This is a genomic window from Streptomyces sp. NPDC056373 (genome assembly GCF_042262425.1).
Lineage (GTDB): Bacteria > Actinomycetota > Actinomycetes > Streptomycetales > Streptomycetaceae > Streptomyces.
Window position 1 is genome coordinate 214,161 of sequence record NZ_JBHJPX010000006.1, and the last position, 20,109, is coordinate 234,269.

General features: G+C 71.2%; 19 protein-coding genes and 1 tRNA gene. 10 read left to right on the top strand and 10 right to left on the bottom strand.

What is annotated here, in order from left to right; translation table 11 throughout:
* Nucleotides 1-137: 137 nt before the first annotated feature.
* On the bottom strand, nt 138-1,370 hold the full coding sequence (locus ACFCXS_RS14620; RefSeq protein WP_376643593.1) for a low temperature requirement protein A: 1,233 nt from the start codon (nt 1,368-1,370) through the stop codon (nt 138-140).
* Nucleotides 1,371-1,426: 56 nt separating this feature from the next.
* Here ACFCXS_RS14620 and ACFCXS_RS14625 point away from each other — a divergent pair, with 56 nt between their 5' ends.
* Nucleotides 1,427-1,606, top strand: coding sequence for a hypothetical protein (locus tag ACFCXS_RS14625; protein ID WP_376643594.1), 180 nt, complete (start codon nt 1,427-1,429; stop codon nt 1,604-1,606).
* A gap of 103 nt (nt 1,607-1,709) precedes the next feature.
* Here the strand turns inward: ACFCXS_RS14625 and mscL are convergent, their stop codons facing one another.
* The 6 genes from mscL to ACFCXS_RS14655 form a co-directional block, all read right to left on the bottom strand.
* Nucleotides 1,710-2,168, bottom strand: a complete 459-nt coding sequence (gene mscL / locus ACFCXS_RS14630; protein ID WP_376643595.1) for a large conductance mechanosensitive channel protein MscL — start codon at nt 2,166-2,168, stop codon at nt 1,710-1,712.
* 96 nt (nt 2,169-2,264) lie between these two features.
* Nucleotides 2,265-2,855 (bottom strand): hypothetical protein, encoded by a 591-nt coding sequence (locus tag ACFCXS_RS14635; protein WP_376643596.1) that lies wholly within the window; start codon nt 2,853-2,855, stop codon nt 2,265-2,267.
* 383 nt (nt 2,856-3,238) lie between these two features.
* Entirely contained in the window at nt 3,239-4,099 is an 861-nt protein-coding gene (locus ACFCXS_RS14640) for an S-methyl-5'-thioadenosine phosphorylase (protein WP_376643597.1), read from the bottom strand.
* A 77-nt stretch (nt 4,100-4,176) separates the two neighbouring features.
* Nucleotides 4,177-4,509, bottom strand: coding sequence for an FmdB family zinc ribbon protein (locus ACFCXS_RS14645; protein ID WP_376643598.1), 333 nt, complete (start codon nt 4,507-4,509; stop codon nt 4,177-4,179).
* Nucleotides 4,510-4,576: 67 nt separating this feature from the next.
* Nucleotides 4,577-5,869, bottom strand: coding sequence for an MFS transporter (locus ACFCXS_RS14650; RefSeq protein WP_376643599.1), 1,293 nt, complete (start codon nt 5,867-5,869; stop codon nt 4,577-4,579).
* Between the two features lie 266 nt (nt 5,870-6,135).
* Nucleotides 6,136-7,665 (bottom strand): potassium/proton antiporter, encoded by a 1,530-nt coding sequence (locus ACFCXS_RS14655; RefSeq protein ID WP_376643600.1) that lies wholly within the window; start codon nt 7,663-7,665, stop codon nt 6,136-6,138.
* A 238-nt stretch (nt 7,666-7,903) separates the two neighbouring features.
* Here ACFCXS_RS14655 and ACFCXS_RS14660 point away from each other — a divergent pair, with 238 nt between their 5' ends.
* Nucleotides 7,904-10,744, top strand: coding sequence for a penicillin acylase family protein (locus tag ACFCXS_RS14660; protein ID WP_376643601.1), 2,841 nt, complete (start codon nt 7,904-7,906; stop codon nt 10,742-10,744).
* 57 nt (nt 10,745-10,801) lie between these two features.
* Here ACFCXS_RS14660 and ACFCXS_RS14665 read toward each other — a convergent pair whose 3' ends face one another.
* Complete coding sequence (locus ACFCXS_RS14665) at nt 10,802-11,416, bottom strand: 5-formyltetrahydrofolate cyclo-ligase (protein WP_376643602.1); 615 nt, start codon at nt 11,414-11,416, stop codon at nt 10,802-10,804.
* 102 nt (nt 11,417-11,518) lie between these two features.
* Between ACFCXS_RS14665 and galU the strand changes: the two genes are divergently transcribed.
* From galU to ACFCXS_RS14700, 7 genes are all read left to right on the top strand, one after another.
* Nucleotides 11,519-12,418 (top strand): UTP--glucose-1-phosphate uridylyltransferase GalU, encoded by a 900-nt coding sequence (gene galU, locus ACFCXS_RS14670; protein ID WP_376643603.1) that lies wholly within the window; start codon nt 11,519-11,521, stop codon nt 12,416-12,418.
* Between the two features lie 4 nt (nt 12,419-12,422).
* Nucleotides 12,423-13,763 (top strand): gephyrin-like molybdotransferase Glp, encoded by a 1,341-nt coding sequence (gene glp, locus ACFCXS_RS14675; protein WP_376643604.1) that lies wholly within the window; start codon nt 12,423-12,425, stop codon nt 13,761-13,763.
* 82 nt (nt 13,764-13,845) lie between these two features.
* The gene (gene moaC / locus ACFCXS_RS14680; RefSeq protein ID WP_104780145.1) at nt 13,846-14,355 is read left to right on the top strand and encodes a cyclic pyranopterin monophosphate synthase MoaC; all 510 of its coding nucleotides are present in this window, start codon (nt 13,846-13,848) and stop codon (nt 14,353-14,355) included.
* Nucleotides 14,352-14,852 carry a molybdenum cofactor biosynthesis protein B gene (locus tag ACFCXS_RS14685; RefSeq protein WP_376643605.1) on the top strand — a complete coding sequence of 167 codons (501 nt, stop codon included), beginning with the start codon at nt 14,352-14,354 and terminating at the stop codon, nt 14,850-14,852. Before moaC ends, ACFCXS_RS14685 begins: the two co-directional genes overlap by 4 nt.
* A gap of 23 nt (nt 14,853-14,875) precedes the next feature.
* Complete coding sequence (locus tag ACFCXS_RS14690) at nt 14,876-15,496, top strand: GNAT family N-acetyltransferase (protein ID WP_376643837.1); 621 nt, start codon at nt 14,876-14,878, stop codon at nt 15,494-15,496.
* Nucleotides 15,497-15,668: 172 nt separating this feature from the next.
* On the top strand, nt 15,669-16,916 hold the full coding sequence (gene glpR, locus ACFCXS_RS14695) for a gephyrin-like molybdotransferase receptor GlpR (RefSeq protein ID WP_376643606.1): 1,248 nt from the start codon (nt 15,669-15,671) through the stop codon (nt 16,914-16,916).
* Between the two features lie 83 nt (nt 16,917-16,999).
* Nucleotides 17,000-17,073: transfer RNA gene (locus tag ACFCXS_RS14700), tRNA-Ala, on the top strand.
* Nucleotides 17,074-17,203: 130 nt separating this feature from the next.
* Here the strand turns inward: ACFCXS_RS14700 and ACFCXS_RS14705 are convergent.
* Nucleotides 17,204-17,692: a GNAT family N-acetyltransferase gene (locus ACFCXS_RS14705; RefSeq protein WP_376643607.1), complete on the bottom strand. Its 489-nt coding sequence runs from the start codon at nt 17,690-17,692 to the stop codon at nt 17,204-17,206.
* Between the two features lie 127 nt (nt 17,693-17,819).
* On the opposite strand from ACFCXS_RS14705, the gene ACFCXS_RS14710 reads away from it, so the two are divergent.
* Nucleotides 17,820-18,623, top strand: a complete 804-nt coding sequence (locus ACFCXS_RS14710; protein ID WP_376643608.1) for an exodeoxyribonuclease III — start codon at nt 17,820-17,822, stop codon at nt 18,621-18,623.
* A gap of 58 nt (nt 18,624-18,681) precedes the next feature.
* Here ACFCXS_RS14710 and ACFCXS_RS14715 read toward each other — a convergent pair whose 3' ends face one another.
* The gene (locus tag ACFCXS_RS14715; protein ID WP_376643609.1) at nt 18,682-20,019 is read right to left on the bottom strand and encodes a recombinase family protein; all 1,338 of its coding nucleotides are present in this window, start codon (nt 20,017-20,019) and stop codon (nt 18,682-18,684) included.
* Nucleotides 20,020-20,109 lie beyond the last annotated feature (90 nt).

The following is a 20,109-nucleotide window of genomic DNA, read 5'->3' on the forward strand; positions in this document are numbered from 1 at the left end:
GGCGTGCAGGAGGCAGTGGGCATGCAGGGGGGACAGTGGGCATGCAAGGGGACAGCAGGCGGGCAGGGGGGCAGCGGGCGTGGCGAGGAGAGTGGGGGTGGAGAGAAGAGCGCGCCTGGAGGGAAAAGTGGAGGCGCTCACCCGATGCGCGTCGCCGGCCCGCTCTCCCCGGCCGCCCGGCGCGCGGCCACGGTCTCTCCGGCCACCACCGACAGCGCGCAGACCACGCCCGCCGCGAACACCGCCCAGTGCCCCAGGAACGTGCAGCAGATCACCAGCAGGGCCGTCGTCGGCAGCACCAGCTGCTGGGTGATGCCCCGCTTGAAGTGGCGCGAGTGCAGGGCCCACACCGTGAGCAGGTAGAGGGCCGTCGGCAGGGTCACGGCAGCCGACGCCGCCAGGGTGGAGAGGTGCGCCTTGCCGACCGTCTCCTCCACCGCGACCTCCAGCCCGGCCCCGATCGCCGCCGCGGAGGCGAACACCAGGTAGTGGCCGTACCCCCACAGGAACGCCTGCCGGTTGGACCGCAGATGGCCGTGGATCGGCACCACGAAGTAGATCCACCAGGCCGCGAAGACGACCAGCAGCCCACCTGCCGCGATGGGGAGGAGCTCGCCCAGCGCGTCGTTCTCGTCGATGCCGGACTTCACCGCGACCGTGGCCGCCGCGACGGTCTCGCCGAGGACGATGATGGTGAACAGCCCGTACCGCTCCGCGATGTGACGGGGATGCCAGGACGTGGTGTGGCCCCTCTCCGCCAGGGGCGGCACGCACATCTCCAGAAGCGCCATCACCAGGAACCACCAGGGCCGGGCCCCCTCGGGCAGGAACAGCAGCCCCAGCCAGCCGACCTGGCACGCCAGCACGCCGCCGGCGTAGCGCAGGGCCGTCGTGCGCTCCGGGCCCTCCCCGGCCCGGGCCGCCCGCAGCCACTGCGTCGCCATGGCCACCCGCATGATCGCGTAGCCCAGCCAGACCACGAGGTAGTCGTGTTCCTCGAACGCCCGCGAGACCCCCGCCGCGAGGACCAGCACACCCGCGATCTGCACCAGCGTGACGACCCGGTAGAGCACGTCGTCGTTGTCGTACGCCGAGGCGAACCAGGTGAAGTTCATCCAGGCCCACCACAGGGCGAAGAAGACCATCGCGTAGTCGAGGATCCCCTGGCCCGCGTGCCCCTCGGCGACGGAGTGCACCAGCTCGATGCCGGCCTGGGCGACGGCCACGACGAAGCACAGGTCGAAGAAGAGTTCCAGGGGCGAGGCCGTGCGGTGCGCCTCGTCGCGGCCGCGGGCCCTGAGGCTGCGCAGCGGTCCCTGGCCGCCGGGCGCGCCGGAGGGGACGGGCGGGGGAGCGGGGCTGGACGTCATGCGTCCCAGCACAGCAGAAGGCACGGGGAATGTCTCCGCGACCGTACCCTGGTTGCATGAGTAGCGCCCCCGGCCCCGAGCCGCGCGAGCCGAAGCCCGCGCTGGTCTTCGACGACCCGCTCGACCAGCAGTCCTCCGACGACACCGACCGCGGATGGGGCGAGCGCACCGACTCCGGCGGCAGTGCGGCGGACCTAAAGCGCTTCCTGGACGAGAAGCCGCCCCACCACATCTGAACCGCCCGGGCAGCTGACCCCGGCCGCTTCCGGGCCGCCCGAGCCCGCTTCCGGGCCGCACCCACCCGCTTCCGGGCCGTCCGGACCGCCGCCCGCAGCGCCGTTACTGCCGGTCGTGTCCCGAGCCGCGCTGGGCGACCAGGGCGTCCCGGATCTCCTTCAGGACCTCCAGCTCGGTCACCTCGATGATCTCCTGCGTGCCCTCCTTGGCTTTCCGGCGGGCCTCCTGCCGGGCCAGGTACTTCGCCATGGGCAGGACCATCAGGAAGTAGACGACCGCCGCGGTGATCACGAAGCTCAGGGCGGCGCCCAGCACGGAGCCCCACAGGATCTGGATGCCCTTCTCGCCCTCGCAGGTCGTGCTCAGGCACGAGCTGTAGTGGTCGAGGTTCTTGGTCCCGATGGCACCGACGACCGGGTTGATGATCCCCTTCACCACGGCGTTCACGATGTTGGTGAAGGCGGCACCGATCACCACCGCCACCGCCAGATCGACGACGTTCCCGCGCATCAGGAAGGCCTTGAAGCCCTGCAGGATGCTCGTCTCCTTCTTCTCGCTCACCTCGGGGCGTCTCCTCACACGAGCAGCTTGTGGAACAAAACGCTCCGCAACCTACGTCAACGCCGGCCCGCACCGAGCACCTGGGTCCCTCCCGAGTCACCACAACGTCACCGCCAACCGTCCTGTGGCACCGGCACCGGCCAGCCGCGCCGCGACGGCCCGGGGCACCGAGAGCACGACCAGCGCTCCGCTGTCGCCCGCACCCTCCACCGGCTCCGGCACCTTCGTCACCCTGGCCCCGCGCGCGACCACCCGGGCGTCGCCACCCGGCACCGCCCCCTGCGCGGCGATGACGTCGACCCGGTCACCGGGCCGCAGCAGCCGCACGGTGGCCGCGTCGGAGATCCGGACCGGGGCAGCCACCGACCCCGCGGCACGGCGCGGGTGCGCGGACTGCTGCCCGGACAACGTCGCCGTGTCCGCGGGAGGCCGGGCCCGGGGGTGACCACGGGCCCCGTCGGTATCGCGCGGACCCGCCGCCACGAGCGCCGTCGCCGTGATGGCGAGTCCGACGGCCAGGGCGCGTCGCCGGTGCCGGACGAGCCGGCCGGAGCGGTGACCGCCGCGCACCCGTACCGGGGCGAACCGCGGCACCTCACGGGTCGCGGGCACCTCCGCCCCGGGCGGGCTCGAGGCGAGCGCCCAGGAGGGAGGAGAGGACACGACCGAGGAACGAGCGAAGGGCACGGAGACCACCACCTGCGACGAGGGACCGGCTTGCGCTCCCCACGATGAGGCGTCCCGACGCCGCCCGCTCAGGCCTGTGGACCCACCACCGGGCTGTGGACAACTCCCTCACCCGAACGGCACGTTCCACCCTCCCCCGCAGACCGGGAGCGGCCCGCCGCCTACGGCAGCACGAACCCCGGAGACCGGGACCTGCGGCTACGGCGACTCGACCCCGGAAACCGGGACCTGCCGGCTACGGCGACTCGACCCCGGAGACCGGGACCTGCCGGCTACGGCGACTCGACCCCGGAGACCGGGACCTGCCGGCTACGGCGACTCGACCCCGGAGACCGGGGCCCGCCGGCTACGGCAACTCCACCCCGGAAACCGGAGCCCGCCGCCTACGGCAGCACGAACCCCGGATCCATCCCGCCCAGCGCACTCACACACAGACAGTCCCGCTCGCCCTCCCCGGGCAAGCCGGCCACCGCGTCGAACAGCACCCCCCGCAGCCGGTCCACGTTCGCCGCGAACACCCGGAGCACCTCGTCGTGGGAGACCCCCTCGCCCGTCTCGGCCCCCGCGTCCAGGTCGGTCACCAGGGTCAGGGACGTGTAGCAGAGCTCCAGCTCACGGGCGAGTGCCGCCTCGGGATGGCCGGTCATGCCCACCACCGACCAGCCCTGCGCCTGGTGCCACAACGATTCCGCACGGGTCGAGAAGCGCGGCCCCTCGACGACGACCAGCGTGCCGCCGTCCACCGGCTCCCAGTCCCGGCCGCGCGCCGCCTTCAGCGCGACGGCCCGCCCGGCGGGGCAGTAGGGGTCGGCCAGCGACACGTGCACCACGTTCGGCACCGAGCCGTCGGGCAGCGGCAGCCCGTCGAAGAAGGTGCCCGCGCGGGACTTCGTGCGGTCGACCAGCTGGTCCGGGACCAGCAGCGTGCCCGGCCCGTACTCGGGACGCAGGCCGCCCACGGCGCACGGGGCGAGGACCTGGCGCACCCCGACCGAGCGCAGCGCCCACAGGTTGGCGCGGTAGTTGATCCGGTGCGGCGGCAGGTGGTGGCCCCGGCCGTGCCGTGGCAGGAAGGCGACCCGCCGGCCGGCGACGTCACCCAGGAAGAGGGAGTCGCTGGGCGGCCCGTACGGGGTGTCGACCTGGATCTCGGTCACGTCGTCGAGGAAGGAGTAGAACCCCGAGCCGCCGATGACGCCGATCCCGGCGCCTGCCTGGTCCGTCACGTTCGCCTTGTTCGCCATGCCCGCACCCTAACCGCAGGCGGAAACGCCGAGGACCCCGTCGCCCGAAGGTGACAGGGTCCCGTAAGAATCAGGCCTTACGCGGCGGTGGTGCTGCTGGAGGAGCTGCTGGTGCTCGACGACGAGCTGGAGCCGGAGCCCGACGACCCGGAGCTCGACGAGCCGGAGTCGGAGGACGACGACCCGGAGGACGAGGTGCTCGACGACTTCGCCGGGGAGCTGCTCGACGAGGAGCCGCGGCTGTCGTTCCGGTAGAAGCCGGAGCCCTTGAAGACGATGCCGACCGCCGAGAACACCTTCTTCAGGCGGCCCTTGCAGTTGGGGCACTCGGTGAGGGCGTCGTCGGTGAACTTCTGCACCGCCTCGAGGCCCTCGCCGCACTCGGTGCACTGGTACTGGTAGGTCGGCACTGTCTTCCTCCTGGCACTCTCACTCGATGAGTGCTAACGACGATCCATAGTGACGTATTCCGGCCGCTCAGTCCACTGCCACCGGCACGCGGTGACCCACGCCACGTGCGACCGTCCGGCCGTTGCCCCGCGCCACGAGCCGGGAACGCAGGGCCAGGAGGGTCACGAGGGCCAGCAGCGTGCCGCCCATCGGCACCAGGAACCCGGCGCCTCCCCAGAAGCGGTCCTCCAGCTGCCCGGCGACCGTGACGGCGGCGGCCTGGCCGAGCGCCACCGCTCCGGTCAGCCAGGTGAAGGCCTCGGTGCGGGCACCGGCCGGGACCAGGCTGTCGACCAGGGTGTAGCCGGTGATCAGGGAGGGTGCGATGCACATGCCGACCAGCAGGCCGAGGCCCGCGAGGACGAGCACGGAGTGGGCTGCCCACAGGCCCGACGCGGTCAGGGCGAGCGCCGTGTAGCCGACGACGAGGCGCCGCTGCGGGGCCGCCTTCCAGGCGATCGCGCCGCAGACCACACCGGAGAGCATGTTGCCCGCGGCGAAGACGCCGTAGAGGACGCCGTTCAGGCCCGGTTCGCCGATCGACTCGGTGAACGCGGCCAGCGAGACCTGCATGCCGCCGAAGACGGTGCCGATGCCCAGGAAGGTCACGATCAGCACGCGCACCCCGGGGACGCGCAGGGCCGAAACGTGCTCCACGCGCGCGTGCCCGTCGCCGGCGACCGAGGGCTGCGTGCTCTTCTGCGCGGCGAAGAGCAGGCCGCCGATCAGGGTCAGCGAGGCCTCGGTGACGAGTCCGGCGGCCGGGGCGACGGCCGTGCACAGGGCGGTGGCCAGCAGCGGTCCGACCACGAAGGTCAGTTCGTCCGTGACGGACTCGAAGGCGGCCGCGGTGGTCATCAGCGGCGAGTCCTTGAGCTTGACGCCCCAGCGGGCCCGCACCATCGGGCCGACCTGCGGCACCGAGGCGCCGGTCGGGACGGCCGCCGCGAACACCGCCCAAAGGGGCGCGTCGAGCAGCGCGAGCGCCGTCAGCGTCAGCCCGGACACCGCGTGCAGCAGCACCCCGGGGACCAGGACGGCGCGCTGCCCGTAGCGGTCGGCGAGGCGGCCGCTGTAGGGCGCGAACAGCGCCATGGAGACACCGGTGACGGCCGCGGCGGCGCCCGCCGCTCCGTAGGAGCCGGTGGTGTGCTGCACCAGCAGCACGATGGAGATGGTCAGCATCGCGAACGGCTGGCGTGCCGCGAAGCCGGGGATCAGGAACGTCCAGGCGCCGCGGGTGCGCAGCAGCCGGCCGTATCCCGGGCGGGCGGAAGCCGTCGGGTTCTCCGACGCCTTCGAGGTGACCGTGGACGCCACGGCCCGTGCCTTTCTGCCGCCTGGTAGCGCGGCCCCGTAGCGGGCGGCGCCGAGAGCTGTCCTCTTGCGCGGAACTGCGGTAGATGCCGGGGCCCGGTGAGGAGGGGTGTCCCGACCGCCATACGGTCGCGCCAGCTCTGCGTCAGGCAGAGTTGGTTCGATCTGGGTACGCCTTCATCGTACAGGGATCAAGGTGGGGTGTGCCTGTGAAAGTGAGCACCATGGGACTGCTGCCCTGTGAATCACAAAGGGTGCGAAGTGCCCTCTCAAGCGCTGTTCCGGCCCGTCCCCAGCCAGCCGGCCAGCTTGCCGCCGTGCCCCACGGCCCGCAGCCGGCTCTCGGTCGCGTCCCGGACGGGGTCCGTGGCGACCACGAGGAGCTCGTCCCCGCGTTGCAGAATCGTCGTCGGCAGCGGCACGAAGGACTCGCCCCCGCGCACGATGAGCGTCACGGCGGCGCCGTGCGGCAGCCGCAGCTCGGCCACCTCCACACCGTGCATCTTCGATTCGCCGGGGATCGCCACGGACAGCAGATGCCCGCGCAGCCGCTCCAGCGGCGCCGACTCGATGCCGAGGTCGGCGGCCTCCGAGCCGTCACCGAGCCGCAGCTTGCGGCCGAGCCAGGGCAGCGTCGGGCCCTGGACCAGGGTGTAGACGACCACCAGCACGAAGACGATGTTGAAGATCCGGCGGCTGGCGTCGACGCCCTGCACCATGGGGATGGTCGCCAGGATGACGGGCACGGCGCCGCGCAGTCCCGCCCAGGACATCAGGGCCTGCTCCTGCCAGGGCACCCGGAACGGCGACAGGCAGAGCACCACGCTCAGCGGCCGGGCCACCATGGTCAGGACCAGCCCGATGACCAGCGCGGGCACGATGTCGTCGCCCAGCTCGTGCGGGGTGACCAGCAGGCCGAGCAGGACGAACATGCCGATCTGGGCCATCCAGCCGAGCCCGTCGGCGAACCCGCGCGTGGCGGGCCAGTGCGGCAGGCGCGCGTTGCCCATCACCATCGCGGCGAGGTACACCGCGAGGAAGCCGCTGCCGTGGGCCAGCGCGCCGGCCGCGTACGCCACCACGGCGATCGCCATGACGGCGATCGGGTAGAGGCCGGACGCGGGAAGTGCCACGTGCCTGAGGCCCCAGGAGCCCAGCCAGCCCACCGCGAGCCCGATGGCCGCGCCGATGGCCAGTTCCCCCACGATCACGCCCAGCAGCGTGTACCAGTGGTCGACCGGACCGGCCGTGGAAAGGGACACCACCAGGATGACCACCGGGGCGTCGTTGAAGCCGGACTCCGCCTCCAGCGTGCCCGTCACGCGCGCGGGCAGCGGGATCTTGCGCAGCACGGAGAAGACGGCCGCCGCGTCCGTCGAGGAGACGACCGCCCCGATGATGAGTGCCTGCCGCCACTCCAGCCCGATCAGGTAGTGCGCGGCCGACGCCGTGACCCCGACGCTCACCGCGACACCGGCCAGCGCCAGTGCCGTGGCGGCCGGCAGGGCCGGCTTGATCTCCTTCCACTTCGTCCCCAGACCGCCCTCGGCCAGGATCACGACCAGGGCCGCGTAGCCGATGACCTGGGTCAGTTCGGCGTTGTCGAAATGGATGTCGCCGACGCCGTCCTGGCCCATGGCGACGCCTATCCCCAGGTACACGAGCAGGCTGGGGAGCCCGCTGCGCGAGGAGATCCGTACCGCTGCGACGGCGACGAGCAGGACGAGCGAGCAGACGAGCAGGAGCTGGTTGAGGTGGTGAACAGTCAGCGGCCGAATCCTTCCCTGGCCCGCACGCACGCGCGCGTGGGCTCACGTACATCGCACATGAAGCTGTGGCGCAGCGCGCCAACTACTTCGTTACCTTACCTAACTCTTGACGATTTCTTGACGCTTACGGGGGCAAGATCGAACGTCAGTCCGCGCCGGTTCCCGACTCCGCGTCAAGGGGCGGAAGGCCCTGCGCCTATCGTTGCTCCAGCGCTCAGTTAAAAGCACAGCCGAACCTGCCGCTCGCGTTAGGACAGCAAGGACAGCGATGCCCACCGACACCACCGCCTCCACGGGCCAGCAGCCCGGCAAGTCCGGCAGGAGAAAGGGGCGCAAAGCCCGTCTTATCGTGCTCGTCCTGGTGCTGGCCCTCATCGGGGGCGTGGCGTACGGGTCGTACTGGTCCATCAGTACCGTCCGGGCCTCCTTCCCGCAGACCAAGGGCACCCTGACGCTGAAGGGCCTCTCGGGCCCCGTCGAGGTCAAGCGCGACAACTACGGCATCCCGCAGATCTACGCGTCCTCCGACGCGGACCTGTTCATGGCGCAGGGCTATGTCCAGGCGCAGGACCGGTTCTACGAGATGGACGTCCGCCGCCACATGGCCTCCGGCCGGCTGTCGGAGATGTTCGGCAAGAGCCAGGTCGACAACGACGAGTTCCTGCGCACCCTCGGCTGGGACCGGGTCGCCAAGCAGGAGTACGACACCAAGCTGTCGGCCTCCACGAAGAAGTACCTCCAGGCGTACGCCAAGGGCGTCAACTCCTACCTCCAGGGCAAGGACGGCGAGGACATCTCCCTGGAGTACGCGGCGCTGGGCTTCACCAACGACTACAAGCCGCAGGCGTGGACCCCGGTCGACTCGATCTCCTGGCTCAAGGCGATGGCCTGGGACCTGCGCGGCAACATGCAGGACGAGATCGACCGCGCCCTGCTGACCAGCCGCCTCGGCCCGAAGCAGATCGCCGACCTGTACCCGCAGTACCCGTACAGCCGCAACAAGGCGATCGTCCAGGAGGGCCAGTACGACGAGCTGGCGGGGGCGTTCGAGCAGGGCGGCACGAGCGGCACGTCGGGCACGTCCGGTACCTCCGGCGCGAACGGGACCGGCGGCACCTCCACCGGCACCGCGTCGAGCGGCTCCGGCACGGGCGGCACCGGCACCGGCTCCGGTACGGCGGGCTCCGGCTCCGGCGCCTCGGGCACCGCCGGCCTGGACAGCCAGCTCGGCGGTCTGACCCAGGTCCTGGACGACCTCCCGCCGGCCGTCGGCGTGAACGGCGACGGCATCGGCTCCAACTCCTGGGTCGTCGGCGGGCGGTACACCATCACCGGCAAGCCGCTGCTGGCCAACGACCCGCACCTGTCGCCCTCGCTGCCGTCCGTCTGGTACCAGATGGGCCTGCACTGCCGCAGCGTCTCCAGCAGCTGCCAGTACGACGTCAGCGGCTACACCTTCGCCGGAATGCCCGGCGTGATAATCGGTCACAACCAGGACATCGCCTGGGGCATGACCAACTCCGGCGTGGACGTCACGGACCTCTACCTGGAGAAGATCACCGGCAACGGCTACCTGTACGACGGCAAGATCAAGCCATTCGAGACCCGCGAGGAGACCATCAAGGTCGCCGGCGGCTCGCCCAAGAAGATCGTCGTCCGGGAGACCAACAACGGACCCCTGCTGTCCGACCGCGACGAGGAACTCGTGAAGGTCGGCAAGAAGGCCGCCGTCGACACCGCCGCGCCCGACAGAGGTGACGGCTACGGCGTCGCGCTGCGCTGGACCGCCCTGCAGCCCGGCACCACCATGGACGCCGTCTTCGCCATGGACAAGGCGAAGAACTGGGGCGACTTCCGCAAGGCCGCGTCGCAGTTCGAGGTGCCCTCGCAGAACCTGATCTACGCCGACAACGAGAACCACATCGGCTACACGCTGCCCGGGAAGATCCCGATCCGCGCGAAGAAGGACAACGGCTCCATCCCGGCGCCCGGCTGGGACCCCGAGTACCGCTGGACCGGCTACATCCCACAAGGTGCGCTGCCCTACGAGTACGACCCGAAGCGCGGCTACATCGTCACCGCCAACCAGGCCGTGATCGACCCGGACAAGTACCCCTACACGCTCACCGCGGACTGGGGCTACGGCGCGCGCAGCCAGCGGATCACCGACCTGATCCAGTCGAAGATCAAGGACGGCGGCAAGATCTCCACGGACGACATGCGCCAGATGCAGCTGGACAACAGCAGCGAGATCGCCCGGCTGCTGGTGCCCACGCTGCTGAAGATCGACCCGGAGAACAAGGACGTCCGTGAGGCGCAGAAGCTCCTGGAGGGCTGGGACTACACCCAGGACGCCGACTCCGCGGCGGCCGCCTACTTCAACGCCGTCTGGCGCAACGTCCTCAAGCTCGCCTTCGGCAACAAGCTGCCCAAGGAGCTGCGGCCCAAGGGCCAGTGCCTGTGGGTCGATCCGGTCAACAACACCGGCCCGGCGGACCAGGTCGAGAAGGTCCGCGAGTGCGGCCAGCGCGACCCCGACCAGGCGCAGCCGGACGGCGGCGACCGGTGGTTCGAGGTGGTCCGGCAGCTCATGAACCAGCCCGACAGCGACTGGTGGACCACCCCCGAGGTGGGCACCCGTCCGGCCGCCCACAACCGCGACGAGCTGCTCAAGCGGGCCATGATCGACGCCCGCTGGGAGCTGACCGCCAAGCTCGGCAAGGACATCGACACCTGGAGCTGGGGCCGGCTGCACCGCCTGTTCCTGAAGAACCAGACCCTCGGCACCGCGGGCCCCGGTTTCATCCAGTACGCCCTCAACCGCGGCCCCTGGGAACTGGGCGGCGGCGAGGCCACCGTCAACGCGACCGGCTGGAACGCGGCCGGCGGCTACGAGGTGGTGTGGGTGCCGTCCATGCGGATGGTGGTGAACCTCGGCGACCTCGACAAGTCGAAGTGGATCAACCTCACCGGCGCGTCCGGGCACGCCTACAGCGCCCACTACGTCGACCAGACCGACAAGTGGGCCGACGGCGAGCTGCTGCCATGGGCCTTCTCGGACCAGGCGGTCGAGAAGAGCACGGCCGACAAGCTGGTGCTCAAGCCCTGAGCCACTGACACCGCAGGACGAACGGCCCTCCACGCGCGCGTGGAGGGCCGTTTCGCGTCACGGCTCCCGGGCGAACCGCCGCACTCCCGACGGTGTCACCACCGCGTGCACCGGACGGTCGTGCGCTTCCTCCGGGACGTGTCCGACGACCTCGGAGTCGTACAGCAGCACCACCAGGGCGGGATGGGCGCCCGCCCGCTCCAGCCGTGCGAGGACCCGGTCGTAGGAGCCGCCGCCCCGCCCGAGCCGCATCCCGCGCGCGTCCACCGCGAGGCCCGGCAGCAGGACGGCGTCGGCGGCGGTCACGGCGTCCGGCCCCAGGCGCTCGCCCGCCGGCTCCAGGAGGGCCATCCTGGAGCCGTGCCGGACGGGCGCGAGCGAACCCTCACCGTCGTACGCGCCCCAGTCGAGGTCGTTGTCGGGCAGCAGGACCGGAAGCAGCACGCGCATGCCCCGGGCACGCAGGGCGTCCAGTAGCGCGAGAGTGCCGGGTTCACTCCCCACGGAGACGTACGCCGCGACCGTGCCGGCCTCCGCCAACTCGGGCAGCTCCAGCGCCCGCCCGGCCAACGCGGCCGACGTTTCCCGCAGGTCATCCGCCGTCAACCTGCTCCTCACCTCGAGGAACCCGTGCCGCAAACTCCGCTTGTCAGGCTCGCCCGGACGTGCCATGGGCCTCAAAGGTTGCTCCCGTACCGTCGCAATACGCTCATATGAGCTTCTATGAACCGGAGCCGCAGATTCCATGCAAAGGCACCGGATAGGGTGGCCGACATGACTCAGCACCCTCGGATCAGCAAGGCTGTCATTCCCGCAGCAGGCCTCGGCACCCGGTTCCTGCCGGCCACCAAAGCCACTCCCAAGGAGATGCTGCCGGTCGTGGACAAGCCCGCGATCCAGTACGTGGTCGAGGAGGCGGTCGCCGCGGGTCTCGACGACGTCCTCATGGTGACGGGCCGCAACAAGCGCCCCCTCGAGGACCACTTCGACCGCAACTACGAACTGGAGTCGGCGCTCCAGAAGAAGGGCGACGCCGGCCGCCTCGCCAAGGTGCAGGAGTCCAGCGACCTCGCGACCATGCACTACGTCCGCCAGGGCGACCCCAAGGGCCTCGGCCACGCCGTCCTGTGCGCCGCCCCGCACGTGGGCGACGAGCCCTTCGCGGTCCTCCTCGGCGACGACCTCATCGACCCCCGCGACCCGCTGCTGCAGCGCATGGTCGAGGTCCAGGAGCAGCGCGGCGGCAGCGTCATCGCGCTCATGGAGGTCGCCCCCGAGCAGATCCACCTCTACGGCTGTGCGGCCGTGGAGACCACCGAGGACAGTGACGTCGTCCAGGTCAGCGGCCTCATCGAGAAGCCCGACCCGGCCGACGCGCCCTCCAACTACGCCGTCATCGGCCGCTACGTCCTCGACCCGCACATCTTCGACATACTGCGCCGGACCGAGCCCGGCCGCGGCGGCGAGATCCAGCTCACCGACGCCCTCCAGCAGCTCGCCCAGGACGAGAAGATCGGCGGCCCGGTGCACGGCGTCGTCTTCAAGGGCCGCCGCTATGACACCGGCGACCGCGGCGACTACCTGCGTGCCATTGTCCGACTCGCATGCGAACGTGAAGACCTGGGCCCGGACTTCCGGGCCTGGCTTCGCAGTTACGTAGCCGAGGAGATGTAGCACGTTGAGCAGCGTCGCGCCCCGCGTCACCGGCCAGGACGACTTCGGCCCCGACCACCTCTGGTCGGTGGACGAGCACCTGGAGGACATCCTCGCCACCGTCCGGCCCCTGGAACCCATCGAGCTGCACCTGCTCGACGCCCAGGGCTGCGTCCTCGTCGAGGACATCACGGTGCCGGTGTCCCTGCCTCCCTTCGACAACAGCTCGATGGACGGCTACGCGGTACGGGTCGCGGACGTGGCGGGCGCGAGCGAGGAGTTCCCGGCGGCCCTGGAGGTCGTCGGGGACGTCGCCGCGGGCCAGGCCGAACTGCTCCACGTGGGCCCCGGTCAGGCCGCCCGCATCATGACCGGCGCGCCGCTGCCGCCCGGCGCCGAGACGGTCGTGCCCGTCGAGTGGACCGACGGCGGACTCGGCGAGGGCCCGGTGCACGGCATGCGCGCCCGCAGCCTCGGCCCCGAGGGCGCCACCGGGCACGTGCACGTGTACCGCCCGGCCGAGGCCCGCGCGCACGTGCGCGCGAAGGGCAGCGACGTGAAGGCCGGCGACCGCGCCCTGGAAGCCGGCACCGTCCTCGGCCCGCCCCAGATCTCCCTGCTCGCCGCGATCGGCCGCGGCACCGTCCGGGTACGCCCGCGCCCGCGCGTGGTGGTGCTCTCCACCGGCAGCGAACTCGTCCCGCCGGACACGGAACTGGGCACTGGTCAGATCTACGACTCCAACAGCTTCGCCCTCACCGCCGCCGCCCGCGACGCCGGCGCCATCGCCTACCGCGTGGGAGCCGTCGCCGACGACGCCGAGACCCTGCGCTCCACCATCGAGGACCAGCTCGTCCGCGCCGACCTGGTGGTGACCACCGGAGGCGTGAGCGTCGGCGCGTACGACGTGGTCAAGGAGGCCCTGTCCCACGTCGGCGACGAGGACGAGGCCGGCAGCGGCATCGAGTTCCGCAAGCTCGCCATGCAGCCCGGCAAGCCCCAGGGCTTCGGCTCCATCGGCCCCGACCACACCCCGCTGCTGGCCCTGCCCGGCAACCCGGTGTCGTCGTACGTCTCCTTCGAACTGTTCGTCCGCCCCGCGATCCGCACCCTCATGGGGCTGAAGGACGTCCACCGCCCGACGACCCGGGCGACCCTGGCCGCCGGCAAGGCGCTGACCTCCCCGAAGGGCCGCCGCCAGTTCCTGCGCGGCACGTACACCGACGGCAAGGTCACGCCGGTCGGTGGCGCCGGCTCCCACCTGGTCGCGGCCCTCGCTCACGCGGACGCCCTGATCACCGTCCCCGAGGACACCGTCTCCGTCGAACCCGGCACCGAGGTCGAGGTGGTCCTGCTCGGCCGATAGCCGCTGGTTGGGGGTACCGTGTCGCGCACAACAGGCCCGTGCGCCGCACCGCGACGGGCCCGGACCGGGAGCGCCACACAGCATGAGCACGCAGGACCCACCCCCGCAGGACGGCCGTACGCCGGACCGGCTGACGCACATCGACGAGGCGGGCGCCGCCCGTATGGTCGACGTGTCGGAGAAGGACGTGACAGCGCGCACCGCACGCGCCAGCGGGCGCGTCCTCGTCTCGCCCCGCGTGATCGAGCTGCTGCGCGGCGAGGGTGTCCCGAAGGGCGACGCCCTCGCGACCGCGCGGATCGCGGGGATCATGGGCGCCAAACGCACCCCCGACCTGATCCCGCTCTGTCACCCGTTGTCGGTGTCCGGTGTGAAACTGGACCTGTCGGTCGCGGACGACGCCGTGGAGATCCTGGCCACCGTGAAGACGACGGACCGCACGGGCGTCGAGATGGAGGCCCTCACCGCGGTCTCCGTCGCCGCGCTCACCGTGATCGACATGGTCAAGGCGGTCGACAAGGGAGCGGTCATCACGGACGTACGGGTGGAGGAGAAGACGGGCGGCAAGTCGGGCGACTGGAGCCGGTCATGACGTACCGCGCGCTCGTCGTCACGGCCTCCAACCGGGCCGCCGCCGGGATCTACGAGGACAAGGGCGGCCCGCTGGTCTCCGACGGCCTGAAGGGCTTCGGCTTCGAGGTCGACGGCCCGCAGGTCGTCCCCGACGGCGACCCCGTCGAGGCGGCCCTGCGCGCCGGTGCCGACGCCGGCTACGACGTCATCGTCACCACCGGCGGCACCGGCATCTCGCCCACCGACCGCACCCCCGAGGCGACCCGCCGCGTGATCGACCACGAGGTGCCGGGCATCGCCGAGGCCATCCGGGCGTTCGGCCGGGAGAAGGTGCCGACCGCGGCGCTCTCCCGGGGCCTGGCCGGAGTGGCGGGGGAGACGCTGATCGTCAATCTGCCCGGCTCCAGCGGCGGCGTGAAGGACGGCCTCGCCGTCCTGGAACCGCTGCTCGTCCACGCCGTCGAGCAGCTCCGGGGCGGCGACCACCCCAGACCCGGCAGTGGGGGTGCGAGCTGAACAGCCCATCCTGGCCCGTGGAGCTGGTGGACGGCGACATCGTCCTCAGGCCGATAAAGCTGCGCGACCAGCGGGCCTGGCGCGAGGTCAACCGGCGCAACCGCGACTGGCTGCGCCCCTGGGAGGCGACGATCCCGCCGCCCGCACCGGGCGGGCCGATGACGCACCGCCCCACCTTCCGCCAGATGGTCCGCCACCTGAGGTCGGAGGCGAACGCGGGCCGGATGCTGCCCTTCGTCATCGAGTACCAGGGGCGGCTGGTCGGGCAGTTGACCGTCGCCGGGATCACCTGGGGCTCGATGTGCTCCGGGCACGTCGGGTACTGGGTGGACGAGTCGGTGGCCGGCCGCGGGGTGATGCCGACGTCGGTGGCGCTCGTCGTGGACCACTGTTTCCGCACCGTCGGACTGCACCGCATCGAAGTCTGCATTCGCCCCGAGAACGGGCCCAGCCGCCGGGTCGTGGAAAAACTCGGATTCCGCGAGGAGGGGCTGCGGCCCCGCTATCTCCACATCGACGGCGCGTGGCGCGACCACCTCGTCTTCGCCCTCACGGCGGAGGAGGTGCCGGAAGGCTTGCTGAAGCGCTGGCACCGGGCGCGGTCACAGAGCAACCCCGGAATGCGGCACCACCCCGGAAATTGAATACATGTTCGAAATTGATCGGCCGATGACCATCTCAGGGCAATGAATTCCCGGCCTGAGCGGTCTGCTGATCGCATCGGTCACAAAAAAAGTTCGAAATATCAGCCAGATCGTGCGACACACCGGCTCAATTGGCAGATGGCCTCACACAAACCCCTCTACGGTGTGAGACGTGAGCAGCAGCGGCCTCATCTACGCAGTCATTGTCGGGGCCTGGGCCGCCTACTTGGTGCCTATGTGGCTCCGTAGGCAGGACGAGCTGAACGAGGCCCGTCCGACGGAACGCTTCAGCACCGCCATCCGGCTGCTGTCCGGACGGGCGGGAATGGAGCGCCGGTACGCCAAGGACCTGCGGGCGCGCTCCACCGACGAGGGGGAGCAGGGCGCCGACGCCCCGGACGCGGTCACCGACTCGGTGGACGTCCGGGCCTTCGCCGTGTCCAAGACCCGTCCGCAGACCCAGGCGCCCGTACCGTCGCCCGCCCCCGAGCAGCCGTCCCACCCGGCGACCCCCGAACCCCAGGCCCGGCAGTCGCCCGCACCCAACGCGGCGCGCTCCGGGCGCCCCCGGGAGCGGGTGCCCGCCGCCCGGCGCGGCCCCTCGGCGCAGGCGAACCAGGCGGCCGCGGCACGAGCCCGGCGCTCGAAGGTCCTCGCGCGCCGTCGGCGCACCACCACCATGCTGTTCCTCGCCTTCACCCTCGGCGCGATCGTCGCCGCGGTCGGAGGGCTCGCGTTCCTGTGGGCCCCCGGTGTGCCCGCGGTCATGCTCAGCGTCTACATCGCCTATCTGCGCTCCCAGGAGCGCCGCCGCTTCACCTACCAGATGGACCGGCGGATGGCCGAGGCCGCGGCCCAGCGCCTGCGGGAGCGGCAGCGCCAGCCCCGCCGGCGCGCCCTGGCCGACGAGGAGGGCGACGAACCGGAGGAGGGACCCGAGTCGGTGGCCGACCCCGGCCTCTCGGCCCTCGCGGCGGACCGGCGCGCCCTCGTCGAGCAGACCGACCACGCGGAGTGGGTCGACCAGCAGCGCGAGCGCCGGCGGCGGCCCGGTCAGGGCGGCGACAGCTGGGAGCCGGTGCCGGTCCCCCTGCCGACCTATGTGACGGCCCCGGTCGCGCCGCGGGCCACCAGTGACGTGGACCTCGGGGCCCCCGACACCTGGAGCTCGGCCCGGTCGAGCACGGTGAACCCGGACGCGGAGAACGACTCGGGCGCCGACCACCCGGGCGAGCCGCACCCGTCCGCCCACGGCACGGACGACGGCGACGGGCGCACCGACGCACACCCCCACGCTCGAACGCGCTCGCGCGGGGAGACCCCCAGGGCGGCCTCCGCCCGCCGGGCCCGGGAGCGCGGCCGCACCCCGCTGTTCGACCAGTACGAGGACGGGGAGCGGCCCCGGGCCGCGAACGAGTAGCGCCGCGAAGCCGCAGGTGGACGCCCCTGGGGAACGGATTTCCAAGCAGGCCGATCGGGGTGCTAAAGTTTCACTCGTTGCAAGGGCCTGTGGCGCAGTCCGGTAGCGCACCTCGTTCGCATCGAGGGGGCCAGGGGTTCAAATCCCCTCAGGTCCACGCAGCTCAGAGCCCGGTCGGGAAACCGACCGGGCTCTGACGTATGTTCAGGCCCGGGCGGTGGGCGACGGGTGGCGGTGGCTCGCGCCGCGTGACACGGGCCACAGCCAGGACCGTCGCTGAGTGCCTGTCAGCCGGCCGGCCGCAGGTCCTTGGCGAAGCAGCGGCTCGCCTCGTGGAAGCGGTAATAGCCGAACTTGCCGCACGGCTCGTAGCCGCTGGACGTGTACAGGGCAATGGCCTCGGGCTGCTTGGTGCCCGTCTCCAGGACCATGCGGCGGCGGCCCGCGGCGCGGGCGTCCTCCTCCAGAGCGGCCAGCACGCGCCGGGCCAGACCCCGGCCGCGCATGGCGTCGACCACGTACATGCGCTTGAGCTCGGCGTCGCCGTCGAGGTTGCCCTCGCCGTTGCTGTCCTGGGAGCGCCAGCCGCCCGAGGCGACGGGGCTGTCGTGCTCGTCGTACGCGATCAGGTACACACCCTTCGGCGGATCGAAGTCCGCTGCGGCCATGGGCGTGGCGTCGCCGTCGTCGCCGTAGCGGACGGCGTACTCGGCCTGGACCTGGTCGTTCAGCTTCATGGCGTCGGGGTGGTCGAAGGAGACCCGGCGTATGTGCATGGCCGCTACCGTATTCGATCCGGAACTGGACCTCGTCCAGTGTGCCGGTGTCGTGCCGGGGTGCTCACTGTGACCTCCGACAACGGGTCCTGCCGCTGGGGTCGCCGGTGATGTCGAGGAGAGTGCTTTGCTGACAGTGACCTCTGTGAATGTGAACGGGCTGCGTGCCGCCGCGAAGAAGGGCTTCGTGGAGTGGCTCGCGGCGACCGAAGCCGATGTGCTGTGCCTGCAGGAGGTGCGCGCCGAGCCGGAGCAGCTGCCGGAGCACGTCCGTGCGCCCGAGGGGTGGCACGTGGTGCACGCACCGGCCGCCGCCAAGGGCCGGGCCGGGGTGTCCCTGTACAGCCGCCGCGAGCCCGACCGGGTCCAGGTCGGCTTCGGCTCGGAAGAGTTCGACGGCAGCGGGCGGTACGTGGAGATCGACCTCCCGGGGATCACGGTGGCGTCCCTCTATCTCCCCTCCGGCGAGGTCGGCACCGAGCGGCAGGACGAGAAGGAACGCTTCATGGGCGAGTTCCTCACCTACCTCAAGGGGCTGCGGGAGCGTGCCGCCGCCGACGGGCGCGAGGTGCTCGTCTGCGGCGACTGGAACATCGCCCACCAGCGGGCCGACCTGAAGAACTGGCGCGGCAACCAGAAGAACTCCGGATTCCTGCCGGAGGAGCGGGAGTGGCTGGGCCGCGTCCTCGACCCGGCCGACGGCGGCTACGTCGACGTCGTACGGGCCCTGCACCCGGACGTCGAGGGGCCGTACTCGTGGTGGTCGTACCGGGGGCGGGCCTTCGACAACGATTCAGGATGGCGGATTGATCTTGCCGTGGCGACTCCTCGGCTTGCGGCACGTGCCGTCAAGGCAGTGGTGGAGCGAGCGGCCAGCCACGAGGAGCGGTGGTCGGACCACGCACCGGTGACAGTGGCCTTCGAGAGGTGACAGGGATCGAGCGAGACGTGCGGGAGCGCGGCCTCGCTCGTCCGACAGTGCTCGCGGCTCAGTGCGCAGCGTCCAGGCGGTCACCGAGAGTAAAGGTCAAGCGCGAGGTGTCCGGTCCCATGAGGCGGGTGGCATCACCACCGCAACGACCCTTGGCGACGGTGACACGGACGCCGTATTCGAGAAGAAGCGCCCGCGAGACGGCCCCATCTGTCGCTGTGGCCTCGCGGTAGCGGTACACCGTGTAGTTCTCAAGCCAGTCGGACCGCATGGCTGCGGAAGCCGTGCACACCTGGCTGCGCGCGGTCGCGCGGCACACGTAGTCGCCGTACGGGTACCCCTTGCGCGCGGCAAAGTACATGCGCCCGCCGCAACCCGAACAGTGTGCGATTCCCGTGAGCATCGCAGGCGTCCGACTTCGGGGGCGGCGGGTCCCGTTGGAACGAGCCAGAAGAACCACCTGCAGCGTCTGGAACTCCTGGGCGGACAAAACCGGCTGTCCGATCAGTACGGGAGCGCCGGACGCATCGCGGACTGTCTCGCCTCCATGCGTCCGGTGACCCATCAACGAGGGACTTCGGAGAACCTTGGACAGCGTGCCTGAGGTCCAGCGGAATCGGTCGAAGTCGCGTCCGTGCCGGCGACCCCCTGTCGGTGCTCCTTGAAGCTGGGCATGGCGATCGCGTGGGACGAGCACACCCGCATCGTTCAGCCCGCGTGCGATGGAGACCAGCGACCGACCCGCATGCACCTCTTGCACGATCTTGTGGACAAGGGCGGCGGTCACGGGGTCGGGGGCCAAGCTCCAGCCGCTGCCGGAGGGATGGGGTGCCTTCCGGTAACCGAAGGGGATCAGCCCGCCGCCGTAACGGCCGGCCGCGCGCAGCGCTGCGTGGCTGCTGCTGAGTCGCTCGGAGATGGTGCGTGCCTCCACCTCGGCCTGGTGTGCCAGATCCACGCAACGCCGGATGGTCGAACCGTCCGCCTGTGGTGTGACGACAAGCGGAGCGTCGGTGTCCGGCATGCCGAAGACGAGTGTCCGGGCGTGCTGCCGTCCCCACGCGATCAACTCGGCCATGTGTGCTACTGACCGCACCGCGCGATCCACATGTGCCCAGACGACGGCTTCGTACTCGTGAGGCCGACCCAGCCACGACGACAGGGAAGGCCTCTCGAACGGGGATGTCCGGCGGGCCGATACGCCGAGGTCGGAAGCCTCGGCGACGAGTGTGAAACCGAGTCTGTCGGCGCAGCGCTGGATGGCCGATCGCTGTCGGCCCGGCGAAGTGGTCACCCCGGTGAGGTAACTGAGACGCAGAGCGGCAAGGGCCCTCGGTTGCCCGGCAGGCGGGGGAGACGGGCTGCGCGGGGCTGGTCGGAGGCTACGCTCGGGCATGTCGACGCTCCTTGGTGGTGTCGGCCACACCCCGGGGCTGCTGACACAGTCGCCGGGGCTTTTCGATCCCACTCTCGGAGTGCGAACGCC